Genomic DNA, 17,245 nt, shown 5'->3' on the forward strand with positions numbered 1-17,245 from the left:
TTGAAAAAGCCGGAGGATTATTCGTATGAAATCTTTTTTCGGATAAAATACTGTTCAAAATAGCGGAAGCTGATCAGGCTTACCCCGATACCCACGAGAGTAGCGGTGACGGAGGCGGCGATCCGCGCTTCAGCCAGTGGCAAAGCGGGGGTAAAAAGATCCTGAAAATAAGGGGCCGTCAATATGAATACGGGCCAGTGAAAAACATAAAGCCCGTAGGAAATACGCCCGAAAAATTTCATTAACCCATTATCAAAAAGCAACCGGAGCAACCGGCTTTTATTTTCCACCCCTTCATTTACCAGCAAAGCAAACATTACTGCGAAGGTCGTATAACCGACAAACGCGAGGAATGGAAAAGTGTAGCCGTAATAGCGGTTGATAAAAAAGAAAATAAAATTGGCGAGTGCCAGGCTCAGCACCACCGGTGCGGTATAATTCCGCAGAAAATCGATCCGGATCGTGCGAAGCAATGCGAGCATACTGCCGATACAAATACCGTCGATCCGCGAGAACGTATAAAAATTAAAATAAGCCAGTTCTTCCAACTGGTAGTTCCACACCACGATGCGCAGTACTACCACTGCTACCAGTACAACGGCCAGTAAAGCAAACAACCGCGAAGGCTTGCGGAGAACGAGAATGGTCAGTGGCCAGATAAGATAAAACTGTTCTTCCACGGCCAGCGACCAGAAATGGTGAAGAATATTGGCATCGGTTGGTTTAAAAATATAAAGCCAGTTTTGCAAATAGGTCCACAACCACCACTGATTGTCGCGGTAATAAGCGAGTTGGGCGGTGAGGATGCCGCAGGCGGGAAGGATGAGGAGGAATAATACAAGACTGCCATAATAAAGCGGGAAGATGCGTAGCACGCGCCGCATATAAAAATTGCGCAGGAAATGGGGGCGGTTAACTGTTTTCATCAGGATGTCGGTGATAAGAAAACCTGACAGCACGAAGAACAGGTCAACGCCGAGCCATCCGAAGAAGAAATAATTAATGAAGCCGAAATTGTGATAAACGACAACCAGCAATATGGCCAGACCGCGCAGGCCATCCAGCACGGGGTAATGGGTTTTGGTGGGTGGCATCTTCAAATATAGGAGTGAATGGTGAAATTGTCAATCGTCAATCGTGAATCGTGAATCGTGAATCGTGAATCGTGAATGGTAGTATTGGTTCGTTCACTAACTAATCAACATCCCGCTATTTAGTTGCAAGCAATAATTAACCTTAAACCGTAAATTGGCTGTTCACCTATAACCTTAAACCTTCCACCTTACGCCTTATACCTGCTCCCTCAACGACAGACTTCTCAGCAAATACTTACCGATCATATCAAACTCCAGGTTCACCACATTGCCTTCTTTCAACTCCTGGAGGTTGGTATGTTCGTACGTAAAAGGAATGATGGCAACGCGAAAACTGTTACGTGTAACGGCGAAAGCGGTAAGGCTGATGCCGTTGAGGCAGACGGACCCTTTTTCGATTACCAGCGGGGCAAATGCTTCGGGGAAACGGATATCAAACTCGAAGCTGCCGTCTTTTGGGGTCCGGGTGATGCAGGTGCCGGTAGTATCTACGTGTCCCTGCACAAAATGCCCGTCGAGACGGCCGTTGAGCTGGAGACAGCGTTCGATATTGACGAGGCGGCCAGGTTGCCAGTCGCCGAGATTGGTTTTGTCGAGTGTTTCGCGGATGGCGGTTACGCGGTGCAGGTCATCGCGGACTTCCTCCACGGTAAGGCACACCCCGCTGTGGCTGACGCTTTGATCGGGTTTAAAGGAAGACGAAAGGGGAGAGCGGACCCAGAAGGTGCGGTTGCTGCCTTCCTCGGCAACGGATTCTATGCGGCCCATGGTTTCAATGATACCGGTAAACATGGCGCGAAGTTCCAGAAAGCCGTGCATACGAGCAAATAGCAGGATAAAAATGGATTTTTTTTGCATGGAAATAAAAAACGCTTATCTTTGCCGTCTCAAAAAAATGCCGAAGGAGGTATATAATTATGCTTATCATCGATTCTAAAGACTGCGAAAACATTGACAAGGCACTGAAGAAGTACAAGAAGAAATTTGAAAAATCAAAAGTTCTTTTGCAACTGCGTGAGCGTCAAAGCTTCACGAAGCCTTCTGTAAAGCGTCGCGGTCAGGTGCTGAAAGCGATCTACAAGCAGCAGATCCAGAGCGGAAAAATCGAAGCCTGATATTTTCAGCGCTTTTAAATGTTATATAAGAAATAGCTGTGGGCTTTTGCCTGCGGCTATTTTTTTGCATTTTCGTAACTTCATCAGATGACAGCTTCTTCTGCGCCGGCTAATGATGCCATCATTCCGTTCCTGGACTACCTTAAATTCGAAAAAAGGTATTCGGCGCACACCATCCGGGCTTATGCCACGGACCTTCGCGATTTCAGCGAATTTTTGCTCACCCGATATGGATCAGTAACCCTCACAGAGATCAGCGCTGCATTTGTGCGCAGCTGGCTGGCGGAGCTGCGGGGAGAGGGTATTGAAGCGGTTTCTATCGCGCGCAAAATATCTTCCCTTCGTTCGTTCTTCAAATATCATCTGCGCCAGGGAAATATTACGCAACTGCCCTTGACAAGGGTAGTAGTGCCCAGGAAGAGTAAGCGGTTACCGGTATTTGTGAAAGAAGAGGAGACCCGGCAGTTGCTGACGGCGCTGGAGCAGCACACGGAGGATTGGAAGAGCCTGAATGCCCATGCGCTCATTTCCTTGTTTTATGCCACCGGCATGCGTCTCAGCGAGTTGATCCAGCTCAAAGAGCATCACCTGGATGCGGGGCGTTTGCAGGTAAAAGTATTGGGCAAGGGCAACAAGGAGCGGATCATTCCCGTGAGCCGTGAAATGGCGGATCAGTTAAAGAAATACATGGCGGAAAAGCGTCGGCTATTTGAAGGTCCGCATGAAAGCTTATTTGTGACGGAAAAGGGGAAAAAGCTGTATCCGCGTTATGTGCAGCGGCTGGTGCAGGCTCACCTGGAGCAGGCGGCAACGCTGGACAAAAAAAGCCCCCACGTGCTGCGGCATACCTTCGCCACACATCTTGTGAATCAGGGCGCTGAGTTAAATGCGGTGAAGGAATTGCTGGGCCACAGCAGCCTGGCCTCCACGCAGGTTTATACGCACAATACGATCGAAAAATTGAAGGATGTATACCGCAAAGCGCACCCCCGGGCCTGAGTCGATTACGGGTTTTTGCGGGTGGAATTGTTGGAAAAAAATTAGCGTTTTTTGCTTGGGAGCCGTATGAAAATTAGCTAACTTCAGAGCAGAGAACAGATGTTCAAAACATGGTAGCTCTTTTAATTATTGTCTCACTTATTAAACGCGATGATTATGAATGTAAACATTCAGACTGTTCGTTTTGATGCGGACAACAAGCTCGTAGAGTATGTTCAGCGGAAACTGCAAAAGCTCGGCACGTTTCACGATCGCATCATTGAAGTCCAGGTATATTTAAAACTGGACAATGTGGTACACACCATTAAGGACAAGATCGCAGAAATCCGTGTACATGTACCGCGGCACAACTTCTTTGTCAAATCGACCAGTAAGTCCTTTGAAGAATCTTTTGATGCTGCCCTTGACTCCGTTGTCAATCAGATAAAACGAAAGAAAGAAAAACAAGCTGCCTGACAGAATTTTAGAAAAGACTCCTCCGGGAGTCTTTTTTTTGTCTTTAATTTGCAACCGGTTGGAAAAAAGGTAAAAAAAGTGTGTGGGGCAAATACAGTGTTGGCGGGCCTTTGAACAGTTTATTCACAACTGTTTGAAAACAAAGAAAAAAATCCTGCATCAAAATTTTTGCAATTGTCAAATTCCCTTACCTTTGCCTTCCCAAAAAATAACGGAATAATTTGTTACGCAAGTGACGGGAATTCCGGAAGTTCTTTCAGGATATAAGCCGAAGTAGCTCAGTTGGTAGAGCAACTGATTTGTAATCAGTAGGTCGGGGGTTCGACTCCCTTCTTCGGCTCAATCGGTAAACGGTTCGCTGTTTATTGATGGAATGGGTAGATGGCCGAGTGGTTAAAGGCGACAGACTGTAAATCTGTTCTCTTCGGAGTACGGAGGTTCGAATCCTTCTCTGCCCACAGTTAGTTAATTAGCCGGTGTGTTGAGTTGAAAATGCATATCGGATGGAAAAGTTCTTTTAATGGGGTGGTCTGATAGTTTGCAATGGTCACATGTTCAAATTATCAAATCATCAAATTAGTTCCTGCGGGAGTAGCTCATTTGGTAGAGCGGTAGCCTTCCAAGCTTCAGGTGGCCGGTTCGAGCCCGGTCTCCCGCTCACAGGCAGTTTGTAACACTGACAGGTGCTTTGTATCAGGCAGGCATTCGAAAGCAGTAACTCACAAACTGAACTACGCCGTTGTAGCTCAGGGGTAGAGCACTTCCTTGGTAGGGAAGAGGTCGTGAGTTCGATTCTCACTAACGGCTCGCAGTCAACCGTGATAATCGCCCGTGGCTTATTCCGGTAACTACACAGCAGTGATAATTGAAGCGAATAGTACGATACTGTTGGCTTATTATTATACACAAACAATAATTGGTAAAACACAACTAAAAACCGATAAAATGGCAAAAGAGACCTTTAAGAGGGAAAAACCTCACGTTAACATTGGTACCATTGGCCACGTTGACCATGGTAAAACCACGCTGACTGCCGCCATTACAGACATCCTTTCAAAGAAAGGTCTGGCGCAGGCTAAAAAATATGACGAAATCGACGGAGCTCCTGAGGAAAAAGAGCGCGGTATCACTATCAACACCGCTCACGTAGAATACGAAACAGCTAATCGTCACTATGCACACGTAGACTGCCCTGGTCACGCTGACTATGTGAAAAACATGATCACCGGTGCTGCCCAGATGGACGGTGCTATCTTAGTTGTGGCTGCTACAGACGGTCCTATGCCTCAAACAAAAGAACACATCCTGCTTGCTGCCCAGGTAGGTGTACCTAAAATGGTTGTGTTTCTGAATAAAGTTGACCTCGTTGACGACGAAGAGCTCCTGGAGCTGGTTGAGATCGAGGTTCGCGAAGAACTGACTAAACGCGGTTTCGACGGCGACAACACTCCAATCATCAAAGGTTCCGCTACAGGCGCCCTCGCTGGTGAAGAAAAGTGGGTTAAAGAAATTGAAAACCTGATGGACGCTGTTGACAGCTACATCCCACTGCCTCCTCGTCCGGTTGATCTGCCGTTCCTGATGAGCGTAGAGGACGTATTCTCTATCACTGGTCGTGGTACTGTTGCTACCGGTCGTATCGAGCGTGGCCGTATCAAAGTTGGTGAGCCTGTTGAGATCGTAGGTCTGCAGGAGTCTCCCCTGAACTCTACCGTTACAGGTGTTGAGATGTTCCGCAAACTCCTCGACGAAGGTGAAGCTGGTGATAACGCCGGTCTCCTCCTCCGTGGTGTTGAAAAAACACAGATCCGTCGCGGTATGGTAATCGTTAAACCCGGTTCCATCACTCCGCACACGGACTTCAAAGGCGAAGTTTACGTACTGAGCAAAGACGAAGGTGGCCGTCACACTCCATTCTTCAACAAATACCGTCCTCAATTCTACTTCCGTACAACTGACGTTACAGGTGAAGTAGAACTGAACGCAGGAACAGAAATGGTTATGCCTGGTGATAACACCAACCTGACCGTTAAACTGATCCAACCGATCGCTATGGAAAAAGGTCTGAAATTCGCGATCCGCGAAGGTGGCCGTACCGTAGGTGCAGGACAGGTTACTGAGATCTTGAAATAAGTCCGGTCACAAGCCACAAGCTTGTAACAAGGATCGCAAATAACTATATATTTGCAAAGAAATACGCTAAAAGCTGTTCGCCGGATGGCGGATAGCTTTTAGCTTTCTACGGGCATAGTACAACGGTTAGTATAGAGGTCTCCAAAACCTTTGATCTGGGTTCGAATCCTAGTGCCCGTGCTACTTTTTGAGCGACTTAAATCGCAGATTTTTAAATCGAAACGATGAACAAAATCGGAAACTATTTCAGAGAGAGCTACAAGGAGCTGACCGAGAAGGTGACCTGGCCTACATGGGCACAACTCCAGCAGTCCACTATGATCGTACTCGTATCAACCATGCTGATCACAGCATTGGTATGGGTAATGGACTTCCTGGCCGGCGGCGCATTAAACTTTCTGTATCAAACCCTTTTTTAACGGACGATGGAAACAACAGCTAGCAATAATGCCCAGCAACCTGCCGAACAGGAAACCAAATGGTTCGTGCTTCGTGTAGTGAGCGGCAAGGAGCGTAAGGTTAAAGAGTACCTCGATAAAGAGATCTCCCGTGGCGGTTGGAGTGAAATCGTGAAACAGGTATTCCTGCCCGTGGAGAAAGTGTACAAGGTTGCCAATGGCAAAAAAGTCATGCGCGAACGCAACTATTATCCCGGTTATGTAATGATCGAGATCGTAGACGGCAAACTCAACGACGACCTGCGCGACGTTATCAAAAACACCAACAGCGTTATCCACTTCCTCGGTAAAGACGATCCTATCGCCCTCCGCAAATCAGAAGTGAATAAAATGCTCGGTAAGATCGACGAGATGACCGAAACCGGTGGCTTAAGCATGAGCGAACCGTTCATCGTTGGCGAAACCATCAAGATCATCGAAGGACCATTCAACGATTTCAACGGCGTAATCGAAGAAGTAAACGACGAGAAGAAGAAACTGAAAGTTACCGTGAAAATCTTCGGACGATCCACACCTGTAGAACTGAATTATATGCAGGTCGAAAAAATCAGCTAGTATACTGAAATAACTTTTTACCATAACGAGCCAACCTCAACAGTTGGCTCGTTGTCATTCCGCCGGTACCGTTATGCACAAATTAACGTCCCTGCAGGGATCAACCCGAACCGACCGCATCTGGCTTGTCATTTTCCTGGCTTGCTATGTTCTCTCCGTACTCATCAACCTCAGTTACTTTCCCCTCGACGGCGAAGAACCACGACGCGCCATCATCGCCATTGAAATGATGGAGTCCGGTAATTTCATCCGACCCACCACCATGGGCTGGGAGTATTACAACAAACCACCACTTTACAACTGGATCATCAGCGGACTCATGATACTCACGGGTTCGTCCGATGAACTGGCTGTAAGGCTCGCTTCATTGCTCAGTATCCTCGCATGGGGACTGGCCAATTATTATTTTGTCAGAAAATTAATCTCCCCTTATACCGCTGTTCTTTCTTCTCTTTTTCTCATGACCAGCCTCGATCTTTTCTTCTGGGGATTGAGCAACGGCGGAGAGATCGATGTGTTCTACAGCCTGATCGTATACCTGCAGGCCATGACACTTTTTTATTTCAACCAGGACAAGCGATGGACCACGATGTACCTGCTTTCTTATGCATTGTGCGCAGTCGGATTTCTTACCAAAGGATTTCCTTCCCTGCTGTTCCAGGGCCTCACGCTTGCAGCACTGTGCGTCTACAACAGATCGGTGCGCATATTGTTCCATTGGGCGCATTTTGCAGGCATCGCCTTACTCGGCGTGCTGGTCGGAAGTTATTTTTATGTATATAGTTTTTATGGTCAGGCCGATAAATTTTTCGTTAACCTGCTGAAAGAATCGTTGAATAAATCCGCAGTAGGAGAGAACCGTCAGGCTCTCTGGAAAAAGACATTGATGTATCCCGCCGAATTCCTGAAGCTGCTGCTGCCGTGGTCGCTGTTCCTTTTCTTTCTTATCCGCAAAACAAAACTTAAACTTCGCCACACACCGCTGGTCTATTTTGCTTTACTGTTTATTCTTTTCAATATTCCGGTGTACTGGTTTACCGGCAAGCCAAAGATGCGGTATGTGTACATGTTCATACCTTTTGCCTTGATGATTCTTACCTGGTTGTATGCCTCATTCCGCGAGCGTTATCCTGAGATTGTGCAGAAGGTGCTGCGCTATATGTTTATTTTGTTTGCATTGGTGCTGGCGGGGCTCATCATCTTACCTTTTTTAAAAGATGTAAACGAGGTGGCGGCAGGAATATGCATCTTGTTGCTGGCGGGATACCTGGTGATTTACCGGCGGTTGACGATCCGTTATGGAATTATATGTTTCGTCATGGGCCTTGCGCTGGTGCGCCTGATCTATGCGGTGGTGCTGATACCGGTACGTTATGAAGCCCGCGAAATAAAATATGACCAGGAAATGGAAAACATAGCGGATGCCAACGATAACCGTCCGCTCAGTTTTTATAAAAAACCTGATACACTCGATCTCGATATGGATCTGGAGATCGTGGATATCAATGAAGGTAAACTACCGGTGATCCCCGATATCGCGTACGAGATGCCGTATTATTATTATCTCTCCAGCGGTCAGATCATGCAGTACGATACGATACTCAGACCGGGACAGTCCTATATAGGTTACCGGTCCGACGTAAGGCAACTGAATCCCGAAGTGCTCTATTCGTTTAAAGATAAGTACCAGCGGAACGAGGAAGTGATTTTGTTCCGGGTAAAGCCTTTAAGTCCGTCGGGTAATAGCTTGCATTAGACGTGCTCATCTTAATTTTTATGAAAAGGAATATTGGGGATTAGACTAACTTTGCCGAAGTTTAACCAAACCACCATTGATGAAACTGCGAATCCTTATCGGTACGATCTTTTCGACCGTAATCTTCACATCTTTTAGTTGTCAGAAAGAAACCGAATTTATCGGGAATGAAAATAAAGTTCCGGTTGCTGACGCCGGCCAATCCAAAAATATCGTGTTACCTCAGGACAATGTCGTTGTAACAGGTACAGGTACCGACAGCGACGGCCAGGTTGTGGCTTATCTCTGGAGTCAGGTAGCGGGCCCTGCAGAAACGGTGATCGTAAACCCGGGTGCACCTTCTACCCAGATCAAAGGATTCCGCCAGGGTGAATATATTTTCCAGTTGATGGTTACGGACAATGACGGTGCCACAGGTGTTGATACCATGAAAGTTATTGTAGCCGCTCCTCCGGCCAGCACTACCGCTACGTTTGCTCCTGCAAACAATCCCAATGAATTGCAATTGCTGAATGAAGGGGGCTGGGTCAGAACGATCACTGGAATTGATCTGCCTGTGATGACCTGGACAACAGGAGGCGGAAACTTTATTGGCCGCGAGATCGTGAAATTTGACATGAGCACAATTCCATCGGCCGCTACTATAGTAAGTGCAAATCTTTATCTGTATTCTTATCCAAGTCCAACGATCAACGGCAACCTCCAGGATGCGAACTTTGGTTCGGACAATTCAATGCTTGTTCAGCAGATTACAAGCAACTGGTCGGCTTCTACTGTAACGGTAAACAACATGCCGTCGGTAAATACTGCGGGTCAGATAGTAGTGCCATCTACTACACAGCCACGGCTTGATCTCGACCTGAACGTAAAAGACATGGTGCAGAGCATGGTTAGCGGCAATGCGAATTATGGATTCTTATTGCGCATGCAGACTGAAGCAGCCTACAAATCCCGTCTGTTTGTATCCAGCTATAATACCACGCATACCACGTTGCATCCAAAGTTGGTAGTGGTGTACAGATAGGTAGTGAGTAATAAGTATTAAGTTATAAGTGTTAAGTAATAAGTGTTAAGTAATAACGAGTAAGGGTAAAGCCGATGTAAGTTTTAGCGGATTTTTTTTGCTCAAAACTTACATCGGCTTTTACTTACAGCTTAATAACCAGCACCTTAAACCTTACACCTTACGCCTTCCACCTTAATTTGGTATTCTGATCAGACAGGCTTACTTTTGCACCCCCAATCAGTTCTTTCGATATCCCGGTTTTGCCGGGGGTGAGGAATTTGGGAGCTCTGGTCAATAATGCCAGGGCGCTTGAACCAATAAATCAAAAAGAAATGGCAAAAGAAATCAGCGGCTATGTAAAGCTGCAATGCAAGGGCGGCCAGGCCAACCCGGCTCCCCCGATCGGTCCTGCGCTGGGTTCCAAAGGTGTGAACATCATGGAATTCTGTAAGCAGTTCAATGCCCGCACACAGGACAAACCCGGAAAAGTTCTTCCGGTACTCATCACCGTTTACAGCGACAAAAGTTTTGATTTCGTCATCAAAACTCCTCCCGCAGCTATTCAGCTGATGGAAGCCGCTAAAATTCAGAAAGGTTCCAAAGAAAGCAACCGCGCCAAAGTAGGTAAAGTGAGCTGGGATCAGGTAGAGGCTATTGCGAAAGACAAAATGCCCGACCTGAACTGTTTCACCGTAGAAAGCGCCATGAAAATGGTTGCCGGTACTGCCCGCAGCATGGGTCTGAACGTAGAAGGGAAAGCTCCCTGGGAAAATTAATACGTTCCCGCTTTAACTAGAACCTTTTAAAACGAATTACAATGGCATTCATTAGCAAAAAAAGAAAGGCGGTCAACTCCAAAGTGAACGCTGACAAAGCATACTCGCTCAAAGAAGCTTCTTCTTTGGTGAAAGAGATCAACACAACAAAATTCGACGCTTCTGTTGACCTGCACGTGCGTCTGGGTGTAGACCCCAAGAAAGCCGACCAGGCAATCCGCGGTACTGTTACCCTCCCTCACGGCACCGGTAAAACAAAGCGCGTACTCGTACTCTGCACTCCTGATAAAGAAGCTGCCGCCAACGAAGCCGGCGCTGATTATGTAGGACTGGATGAGTTCATCACTAAAATCGAAGGCGGATGGGTAGATATCGATGTGATCATCGCTACACCTGCCGTAATGCCTAAGATCGGTAAACTGGGTAAAGTACTCGGTCCACGTAACCTGATGCCCAACCCCAAGACCGGCACTGTAACAAATGATGTAGCTGCTGCCGTCAACGAAGTTAAAGGTGGTAAGATTGCTTTTAAAGTTGACAAAGCCGGTATCATTCACGCCTCTATCGGTCGTGTGAGCTTTGCTCCAGAGAAACTCGCGGAAAACAGCCAGGAATTCCTGAATGCTATCATCCGTGCAAAACCTGCTACTGCCAAAGGTACTTACCTGAAAGGCATCAGCATGGCCAGCTCCATGAGCCCCGGTATCAGCGTAGATACCAAAGCGTTTATTCACTAAGCGCTGACCAGCTTTCCCCAACCAAAAGAAGGGGAGTAGTTTCAAACTTTAACGAAGTCAAAACTTACTAAAATGACTAAAGATCAAAAAAACGAAGTGATTGAACTGCTGAAAGGCAAGTTCGAACAATATAACAACTTCTACATCACTGACACCGAGTCACTGAGCGTAGAACAAGTTGGCAAGCTGCGCCGCACTTGCTTCGACAAATCTGTTGAGATGAAGGTGGCTAAAAACACCCTCATCCGTAAAGCACTGGAATCGCTGGACAGCGAAAAATATGCAGGTATCTATGATTCACTGCACAAAGTAACTGCCCTGATGTTCTCTGAAAACCCCAAAGAACCAGCCCTGATCCTGAGTTCTTTCCGCAAGGAGAGCAACGGCGACAAGCCTGTTCTGAAGGCCGCTTTCATCAACGGTGACATCTACGAAGGTGATGCACAACTGAAAGCCCTCACACAGATCAAGACCAAGAACGAGCTCATCGGCGAAGTTATCGGTCTTCTTCAGTCTCCTGCCAAGCGCGTACTGGCTGCCCTGTTGCACCATCACGAGCAACAAGCCGGCGGAAGCACCGAAGCAGAGGCACCCGCTACAGCGGAGTAATTCCCCGACGTATGATCAGGCTTGCCTGATTGCGTATATAACTACCCGGCCTGAGGGTATAAAACAAAGGCACAAACAATTTTTTTAAAGAAGCCGTCGGATCCTTAACACGGAGATGAAGACGGTAAAAATTCAAAACAATGGCAGACGTAAAAGCATTAGCCGAAAGCCTGGTAGGCTTGACAGTAAAAGAAGTACAAGAACTGGCTGATTTTCTGAAATCAGAGTACGGTATCGAACCCGCTGCTGCTGCAGTAGTAGTTGCTGCTGGTGGCGACGGTGGTGGAGCCGCTGCTGAAGAAAAAACTGCATTTGACGTAATCCTGAAGAGCGGTGGCGCTTCTAAACTGAACGTAGTTAAGATCGTTAAAGATCTGACTGGTCTCGGTCTGAAAGAAGCGAAAGAACTGGTTGACACAGCTCCGAAGCCCGTTAAAGAAGGTGTATCTAAAGCAGAAGCTGAAGATATCGCAGCTAAGCTGAAAGAAGCCGGTGCTGACGTAGAGGTTGCTTAATCGCATCTCTCAAAAGATAAAATGGCCCCCACTTGATGGGGGCTTTTTTTATTCCAATTGCAGGTAAGGTGTAAGCTTCGCAATCGTCTCCTCATCCATCACCGCCATTTTCCGCAGCTCGCCGGGCTGCCGGAAGGGCCCATGCTGCGACCGGTACGCAACGATTGCCTTTGCCAACTTATACCGGATGTAAGGGTGCCGCGCCAATTCCTCCATCAACGCAGTATTGACCGCGATCTGCCGCAAACGTAATTCACCGATCCGCAGTTGCGGGAGTATTCTCCGGAACACCGAATCCGGTAATCCATAGGTTTCCGCGATCTGCTCTATCCGGCAGAATCCACCGAGTTTTTCGCGGAAGCTGATGATCCGGGCCGCGAGCCGCGGACCGATACCCGGCAATGATTCGAACAATGCACTGTCGGCCGCGTTGATATCAACAGATAACTGCACAGGTTTGTAAGATTTTTTTCCGGTAAGTGGGGAAGGAGGCGCGGCTTGCGCTATGCTGACGTAGGGACGTATCCGCGCCGCATCTGCGGGAGATAAGCCATAGATGCGATCAATGTCTTCCGGCGAACGGAAACGTCCGCCACGGGCGCGGAAACGCATCAGCGTGCGGACCGTTTTTTCTCTTAACCCAAGCTTCAGCCACCCGGCACTGTCAAGTGTATTGGGATCAAAATAGAACAGCGGGGCGGGCGCCCATTGCTCCGCCGGTGTGGCTGCTTCCGGCTCGTCAGGCAGCAATACGGCCGCCAGCCAGGCTGTGTCAGCCCGCAGCGGTGGATCCTTTGGCGGAAGAAAGGAAGGGCTCGACAGGAGCAACAGCATACTAATCAGGAGACTGTACACGGCCACACGTTCTTTGTACGTGAAGCCGGGCAGGAAGGCGGCCGGAGATCGTTTTTTCATAAAAGGCCGTTTGCGGAAAATTAATAACAGGCGGCCCGAAAACCATGATGTTTTGGCCAGATTGTTGTGTGCAAACTTTTTTTGCCGATAAATATATTTTCTTACCTTTGCAGTCCTTTATTTTGGCCAAATATATTTTGACGTTTCAAACCATTTCTAAATAATTAGTAATCAGTTACTTTCGTTTTTTCTAAAATGAAGGTCTGAAAGTGGTTTGCGCGTCCAGACTCATTTAAACCGGTTTTTACGCATATGTCTTCAACAAAAGCGAACGCAAGAGTGGATTTCGGTAAGATTAAGCACCTGGCTGAAACACCCGATCTGCTTGAAGTACAAATTCAGTCCTTTAAGGAATTTTTTCAGTTAGAGACGACTCCTGACAAACGGAATAACGAAGGCCTTTTCCGTGTGTTCAAGGATAACTTTCCTATTACTGACACCCGCAACATTTTTGTGCTGGAATTCCTGGATTACTTCATCGATCCTCCCCGTTATTCTATTGACGAGTGTATGGAGCGTGGTCTTACCTACGCCGTACCGCTGAAAGCGAAACTTCGCCTCAGCTGTAATGACGAGGAGCACGTGGATTTTCAGACCATCGTACAGGATGTATTCCTGGGTAACATTCCTTACATGACTCCCCGCGGTACCTTCGTGATCAACGGAGCCGAGCGTGTTGTCGTTAGCCAGTTGCACCGTTCACCCGGTGTATTCTTCGGTCAGTCCGTTCACCCGAACGGTACCAAGATTTATTCCGCCCGCGTTATCCCCTTCAAAGGCGCGTGGATGGAATTTGCTACCGACATCAACAACGTGATGTACGCTTACATCGACCGTAAGAAAAAATTCCCCGTAACCACCCTGCTCCGTGCTATCGGTTACGAAACAGATAAAGACATCCTCGAACTCTTCGGCATGGCCGACGAAGTAAAGGGTGATAAAAAATCCCTTGGCAAATACGTTGGCAAGCGCCTCGCTGCCCGCGTACTCCGCACATGGGTAGAAGACTTCGTTGACGAGGATACCGGTGAAGTGGTTTCCATCGAACGTAACGAGATCGTTATGGAACGCGATACCATCCTCGACGAAGAAGCCATCGACACCATCTCCGACATGGAAGTGAAAAGCGTCTTCGTTCAACGCGAAGATGTTGGTGGTGACTACGCGATTATCTACAACACCCTCAATAAGGACACTTCCAACAGCGAGCTGGAAGCGGTACAGTTTATCTACCGCCAGTTGCGTGGTGCCGACGCGCCGGACAACGAAACCGCCCGCGGTATCATCGACAAACTGTTCTTCAGCGACAAACGCTATGACCTGGGTGAAGTAGGACGCTACAAGATCAACCGCAAGCTGAACATCGATCAGCCGCTTGATAAAAAAGTACTGACCAAGGAAGATATCATCCTTATCATCAAATACCTGGTAAGACTTACCAACGGTAAAGCTGAGATCGATGATATCGATCACCTGAGCAATCGCCGTGTACGTACGGTAGGTGAGCAATTGTACGCTCAATTCGGCGTGGGGCTGGCCCGTATGGCCCGTACCATCCGCGAGCGTATGAACGTGCGCGATAATGAAGTGTTTACCCCGGTAGACCTCATCAACGCCCGTACCCTCAGCTCTGTTATCAACTCTTTCTTCGGTACATCACAGCTTTCACAGTTCCTCGACCAGACCAACCCGCTGTCTGAGATCACGCACAAGCGTCGTATCTCCGCACTCGGACCAGGCGGTCTGAGCCGTGAGCGTGCAGGCTTTGAGGTGCGTGACGTACACTACTCCCACTACGGACGTCTGTGTACCATCGAAACACCGGAAGGACCAAACATCGGTCTGATCTCTACACTTTGCGTACACGCAAAGATCAACGATATGGGCTTTATCGAAACGCCTTATCGTAAAGTAGAGAACGGTAAAGTAAACATGAAGCAGCTCGCACTGCTGAGTGCAGAAGAAGAAGATACGGCCAAGATCGCCCAGGCAAACTCCGCATTGGATGACAACGGAAACTTCCTGGAAGATCGTATCGTAAGCCGCGAAACAGGTGACTTCCCGATCCTCGATAAAAATGAAGTGGAATACATGGACGTTGCGCCCAACCAGATCGTTGGTCTGAGTGCTTCCCTGATTCCGTTCCTCGAGCATGATGACGCCAACCGTGCGCTCATGGGATCAAACATGCAACGTCAGGCGGTGCCCCTGCTGCGTCCCGATGTACCTGTTGTAGGTACTGGTCTGGAAGGCAAGGCTGCACGCGACGCACGTATCCAGATCCACGCAGAAGGAGAGGGTGTGGTTGAATTCGTAGATGCCAACGAAATTCACGTTCGCTATGACCGCGACGAGGAAGAGAAACTGGTTTCCTTCGAAGATGACCTGCGCGTTTACCGCCTCACCAAATTCATCAAAACCAACCAGGAAACCTGTATCAACCTGAAGCCTGCCGTGAAGAAAGGCCAGAAGGTGAAAAGAGGCGACTTCCTGACGGAAGGATATGCTACCCGCACCGGCGAGCTGGCTCTCGGTAAAAACCTGAAAGTGGCGTTCATGCCATGGAAAGGTTACAACTTCGAGGATGCCATCGTAATCAGCGAGCGTGTAGTGAAAGAAGATATGTTCACCTCCGTGCACATCTCCGAGTATGAACTCGAAGTACGTGACACCAAACTGGGTGAAGAAGAACTTACACCGGATATTCCAAACGTATCTGAGGAAGCTACCCGCGACCTCGATGAGAACGGTATCATCCGCGTAGGCGCCCAGATCAAAGAAGGTGATATCCTGATCGGTAAGATCACCCCTAAAGGTGAATCTGATCCTACTCCGGAAGAGAAACTGCTCCGTGCCATCTTCGGCGACAAAGCCGGCGATGCAAAAGACGCATCACTGAAAGCACCAAACGGTGTGGAAGGTATCGTTATCGGCAAAAAACTCTTCCAGCGTGCCAAGAAGGATAAGAATGCAAAAGTGCGTGAAAAGGCTGCTATCGAGAAACTCGAGAAAATTCACGAGAAGAACGAAGCTGACCTGCTGCAGGTATTGCTTGACAAACTGACCACCCTGCTGAAAGATCATTCTTCTACCGGTGTTACCAACAACTTCGGTGAAGTACAGATCGGTAAAGGTGCCAAGTTCACTGCTAAAAACCTGGCCGGCCTGGATTATGCCAACATGAATCCGCTGGGATGGACAGGCGATGCCAAAGTGGATGATCAGATCAACATCCTGTTGCACAACTATAATATCAAGTACAACGAAGAACTGGGTCGATACAAACGCGAGAAGTTCAACATCTCTATCGGTGACGAACTGCCCGCCGGTGTACTGAAACTGGCTAAAGTGTACCTGGCTGTTAAGCGTAAGCTGAAAGTAGGGGACAAGATGGCCGGTCGTCACGGAAACAAAGGTATCGTTGCCAAGATCGTACGTGCAGAAGATATGCCGTTCCTGGAAGACGGAACACCGGTTGATATCGTGCTTAACCCACTCGGGGTACCAAGCCGTATGAACCTCGGACAGATCTATGAAACCGTATTGGGATGGGCCGGTGTACAATTGGGTGTGAAATTCGCCACCCCGATCTTCGACGGTGCAAGCACTGAAGAAATCGAGAAATATTGTGCGGAAGCAGGTATTCCTAAATTCGGTCACACCTATCTGCACGATGGTGAAACAGGAGAGCGCTTCCACCAGAAAGCAACCGTTGGTGTGATCTATATGATCAAACTGCACCACATGGTGGACGATAAGATGCACGCCCGTTCGATCGGACCATACAGCTTGATCACCCAGCAGCCGCTTGGTGGTAAGGCTCAGTTCGGTGGCCAGCGTTTCGGGGAAATGGAAGTGTGGGCACTCGAAGCCTACGGTGCTTCCAACATCCTGCAGGAATTGCTGACCCTGAAATCAGATGATATCATCGGTCGCGCGAAAACCTACGAGGCTATCGTGAAAGGTGATAACGTTCCGAGAGCAGGCGTACCTGAATCGTTCAACGTACTGGTACATGAACTGCGCGGTCTGGGTCTCGATCTGAAGTTCGACTAATTCATTTCATAGGTAAAAGTCAGTGACCAACCGGTCACTGACTTTTACCCTTTGATTTTTGACTT

At 48.1% G+C, this 17,245-nt stretch carries 16 protein-coding genes and 5 tRNA genes; 18 read left to right on the forward strand and 3 right to left on the reverse strand.

Annotated features, from left to right (window positions below):
* Positions 1 to 17: 17 nt before the first annotated feature.
* Both H608_RS0105985 and H608_RS0105990 read right to left on the reverse strand, forming a co-directional pair.
* Entirely contained in the window at positions 18 to 1,094 is a 1,077-nt protein-coding gene (locus tag H608_RS0105985) for an acyltransferase family protein (RefSeq protein ID WP_028786876.1), read from the reverse strand.
* A gap of 195 nt (positions 1,095 to 1,289) precedes the next feature.
* A complete protein-coding gene (locus H608_RS0105990; RefSeq protein WP_245565726.1) occupies positions 1,290 to 1,952 on the reverse strand; it encodes a riboflavin synthase in 663 nt (220 codons plus the stop codon).
* 59 nt (positions 1,953 to 2,011) lie between these two features.
* Here H608_RS0105990 and rpsU point away from each other — a divergent pair, with 59 nt between their 5' ends.
* From rpsU to rplL, 17 genes are all read left to right on the forward strand, one after another.
* Positions 2,012 to 2,209, forward strand: coding sequence for a 30S ribosomal protein S21 (rpsU, locus tag H608_RS0105995; protein WP_028786878.1), 198 nt, complete (start codon positions 2,012 to 2,014; stop codon positions 2,207 to 2,209).
* A gap of 87 nt (positions 2,210 to 2,296) precedes the next feature.
* Positions 2,297 to 3,208, forward strand: a complete 912-nt coding sequence (locus tag H608_RS0106000) for a tyrosine-type recombinase/integrase (protein WP_051268086.1) — start codon at positions 2,297 to 2,299, stop codon at positions 3,206 to 3,208.
* Between the two features lie 156 nt (positions 3,209 to 3,364).
* Positions 3,365 to 3,664 carry an HPF/RaiA family ribosome-associated protein gene (locus H608_RS0106005; protein WP_028786880.1) on the forward strand — a complete coding sequence of 100 codons (300 nt, stop codon included), beginning with the start codon at positions 3,365 to 3,367 and terminating at the stop codon, positions 3,662 to 3,664.
* Between the two features lie 267 nt (positions 3,665 to 3,931).
* A tRNA-Thr gene (locus H608_RS0106010) sits at positions 3,932 to 4,004 on the forward strand.
* Positions 4,005 to 4,039: 35 nt separating this feature from the next.
* Positions 4,040 to 4,122, forward strand: a tRNA-Tyr gene (locus tag H608_RS0106015).
* A 127-nt stretch (positions 4,123 to 4,249) separates the two neighbouring features.
* A tRNA-Gly gene (locus H608_RS0106020) sits at positions 4,250 to 4,322 on the forward strand.
* Positions 4,323 to 4,399: 77 nt separating this feature from the next.
* Positions 4,400 to 4,471, forward strand: a tRNA-Thr gene (locus tag H608_RS0106025).
* A 138-nt stretch (positions 4,472 to 4,609) separates the two neighbouring features.
* The gene (gene tuf, locus H608_RS0106030) at positions 4,610 to 5,797 is read left to right on the forward strand and encodes an elongation factor Tu (RefSeq protein ID WP_028786881.1); all 1,188 of its coding nucleotides are present in this window, start codon (positions 4,610 to 4,612) and stop codon (positions 5,795 to 5,797) included.
* Between the two features lie 108 nt (positions 5,798 to 5,905).
* Positions 5,906 to 5,977 (forward strand) — tRNA-Trp (locus tag H608_RS0106035).
* A 44-nt stretch (positions 5,978 to 6,021) separates the two neighbouring features.
* Complete coding sequence (secE, locus tag H608_RS0106040) at positions 6,022 to 6,216, forward strand: preprotein translocase subunit SecE (RefSeq protein ID WP_028786882.1); 195 nt, start codon at positions 6,022 to 6,024, stop codon at positions 6,214 to 6,216.
* Positions 6,217 to 6,222: 6 nt separating this feature from the next.
* The gene (gene nusG, locus H608_RS0106045; RefSeq protein ID WP_028786883.1) at positions 6,223 to 6,810 is read left to right on the forward strand and encodes a transcription termination/antitermination protein NusG; all 588 of its coding nucleotides are present in this window, start codon (positions 6,223 to 6,225) and stop codon (positions 6,808 to 6,810) included.
* A 73-nt stretch (positions 6,811 to 6,883) separates the two neighbouring features.
* Positions 6,884 to 8,566, forward strand: a complete 1,683-nt coding sequence (locus tag H608_RS0106050) for a glycosyltransferase family 39 protein (protein WP_028786884.1) — start codon at positions 6,884 to 6,886, stop codon at positions 8,564 to 8,566.
* Between the two features lie 79 nt (positions 8,567 to 8,645).
* Entirely contained in the window at positions 8,646 to 9,590 is a 945-nt protein-coding gene (locus tag H608_RS0106055; RefSeq protein ID WP_028786885.1) for a DNRLRE domain-containing protein, read from the forward strand.
* Between the two features lie 314 nt (positions 9,591 to 9,904).
* Entirely contained in the window at positions 9,905 to 10,348 is a 444-nt protein-coding gene (rplK, locus tag H608_RS0106060) for a 50S ribosomal protein L11 (protein WP_028786886.1), read from the forward strand.
* A 41-nt stretch (positions 10,349 to 10,389) separates the two neighbouring features.
* Positions 10,390 to 11,085, forward strand: a complete 696-nt coding sequence (rplA, locus tag H608_RS0106065) for a 50S ribosomal protein L1 (protein WP_028786887.1) — start codon at positions 10,390 to 10,392, stop codon at positions 11,083 to 11,085.
* Positions 11,086 to 11,157: 72 nt separating this feature from the next.
* Positions 11,158 to 11,694: a 50S ribosomal protein L10 gene (gene rplJ, locus H608_RS0106070; protein WP_028786888.1), complete on the forward strand. Its 537-nt coding sequence runs from the start codon at positions 11,158 to 11,160 to the stop codon at positions 11,692 to 11,694.
* A gap of 140 nt (positions 11,695 to 11,834) precedes the next feature.
* Entirely contained in the window at positions 11,835 to 12,209 is a 375-nt protein-coding gene (rplL, locus tag H608_RS0106075) for a 50S ribosomal protein L7/L12 (protein WP_028786889.1), read from the forward strand.
* A gap of 48 nt (positions 12,210 to 12,257) precedes the next feature.
* Here rplL and H608_RS0106080 read toward each other — a convergent pair whose 3' ends face one another.
* Positions 12,258 to 13,124, reverse strand: coding sequence for a ComEA family DNA-binding protein (locus tag H608_RS0106080; protein WP_028786890.1), 867 nt, complete (start codon positions 13,122 to 13,124; stop codon positions 12,258 to 12,260).
* Between the two features lie 252 nt (positions 13,125 to 13,376).
* Here H608_RS0106080 and rpoB point away from each other — a divergent pair, with 252 nt between their 5' ends.
* Entirely contained in the window at positions 13,377 to 17,180 is a 3,804-nt protein-coding gene (gene rpoB / locus H608_RS0106085; RefSeq protein ID WP_028786891.1) for a DNA-directed RNA polymerase subunit beta, read from the forward strand.
* Positions 17,181 to 17,245 lie beyond the last annotated feature (65 nt).

It is taken from the genome of Terrimonas ferruginea DSM 30193, assembly GCF_000425585.1.
Taxonomy (GTDB): Bacteria; Bacteroidota; Bacteroidia; order Chitinophagales; family Chitinophagaceae; genus Terrimonas; species Terrimonas ferruginea.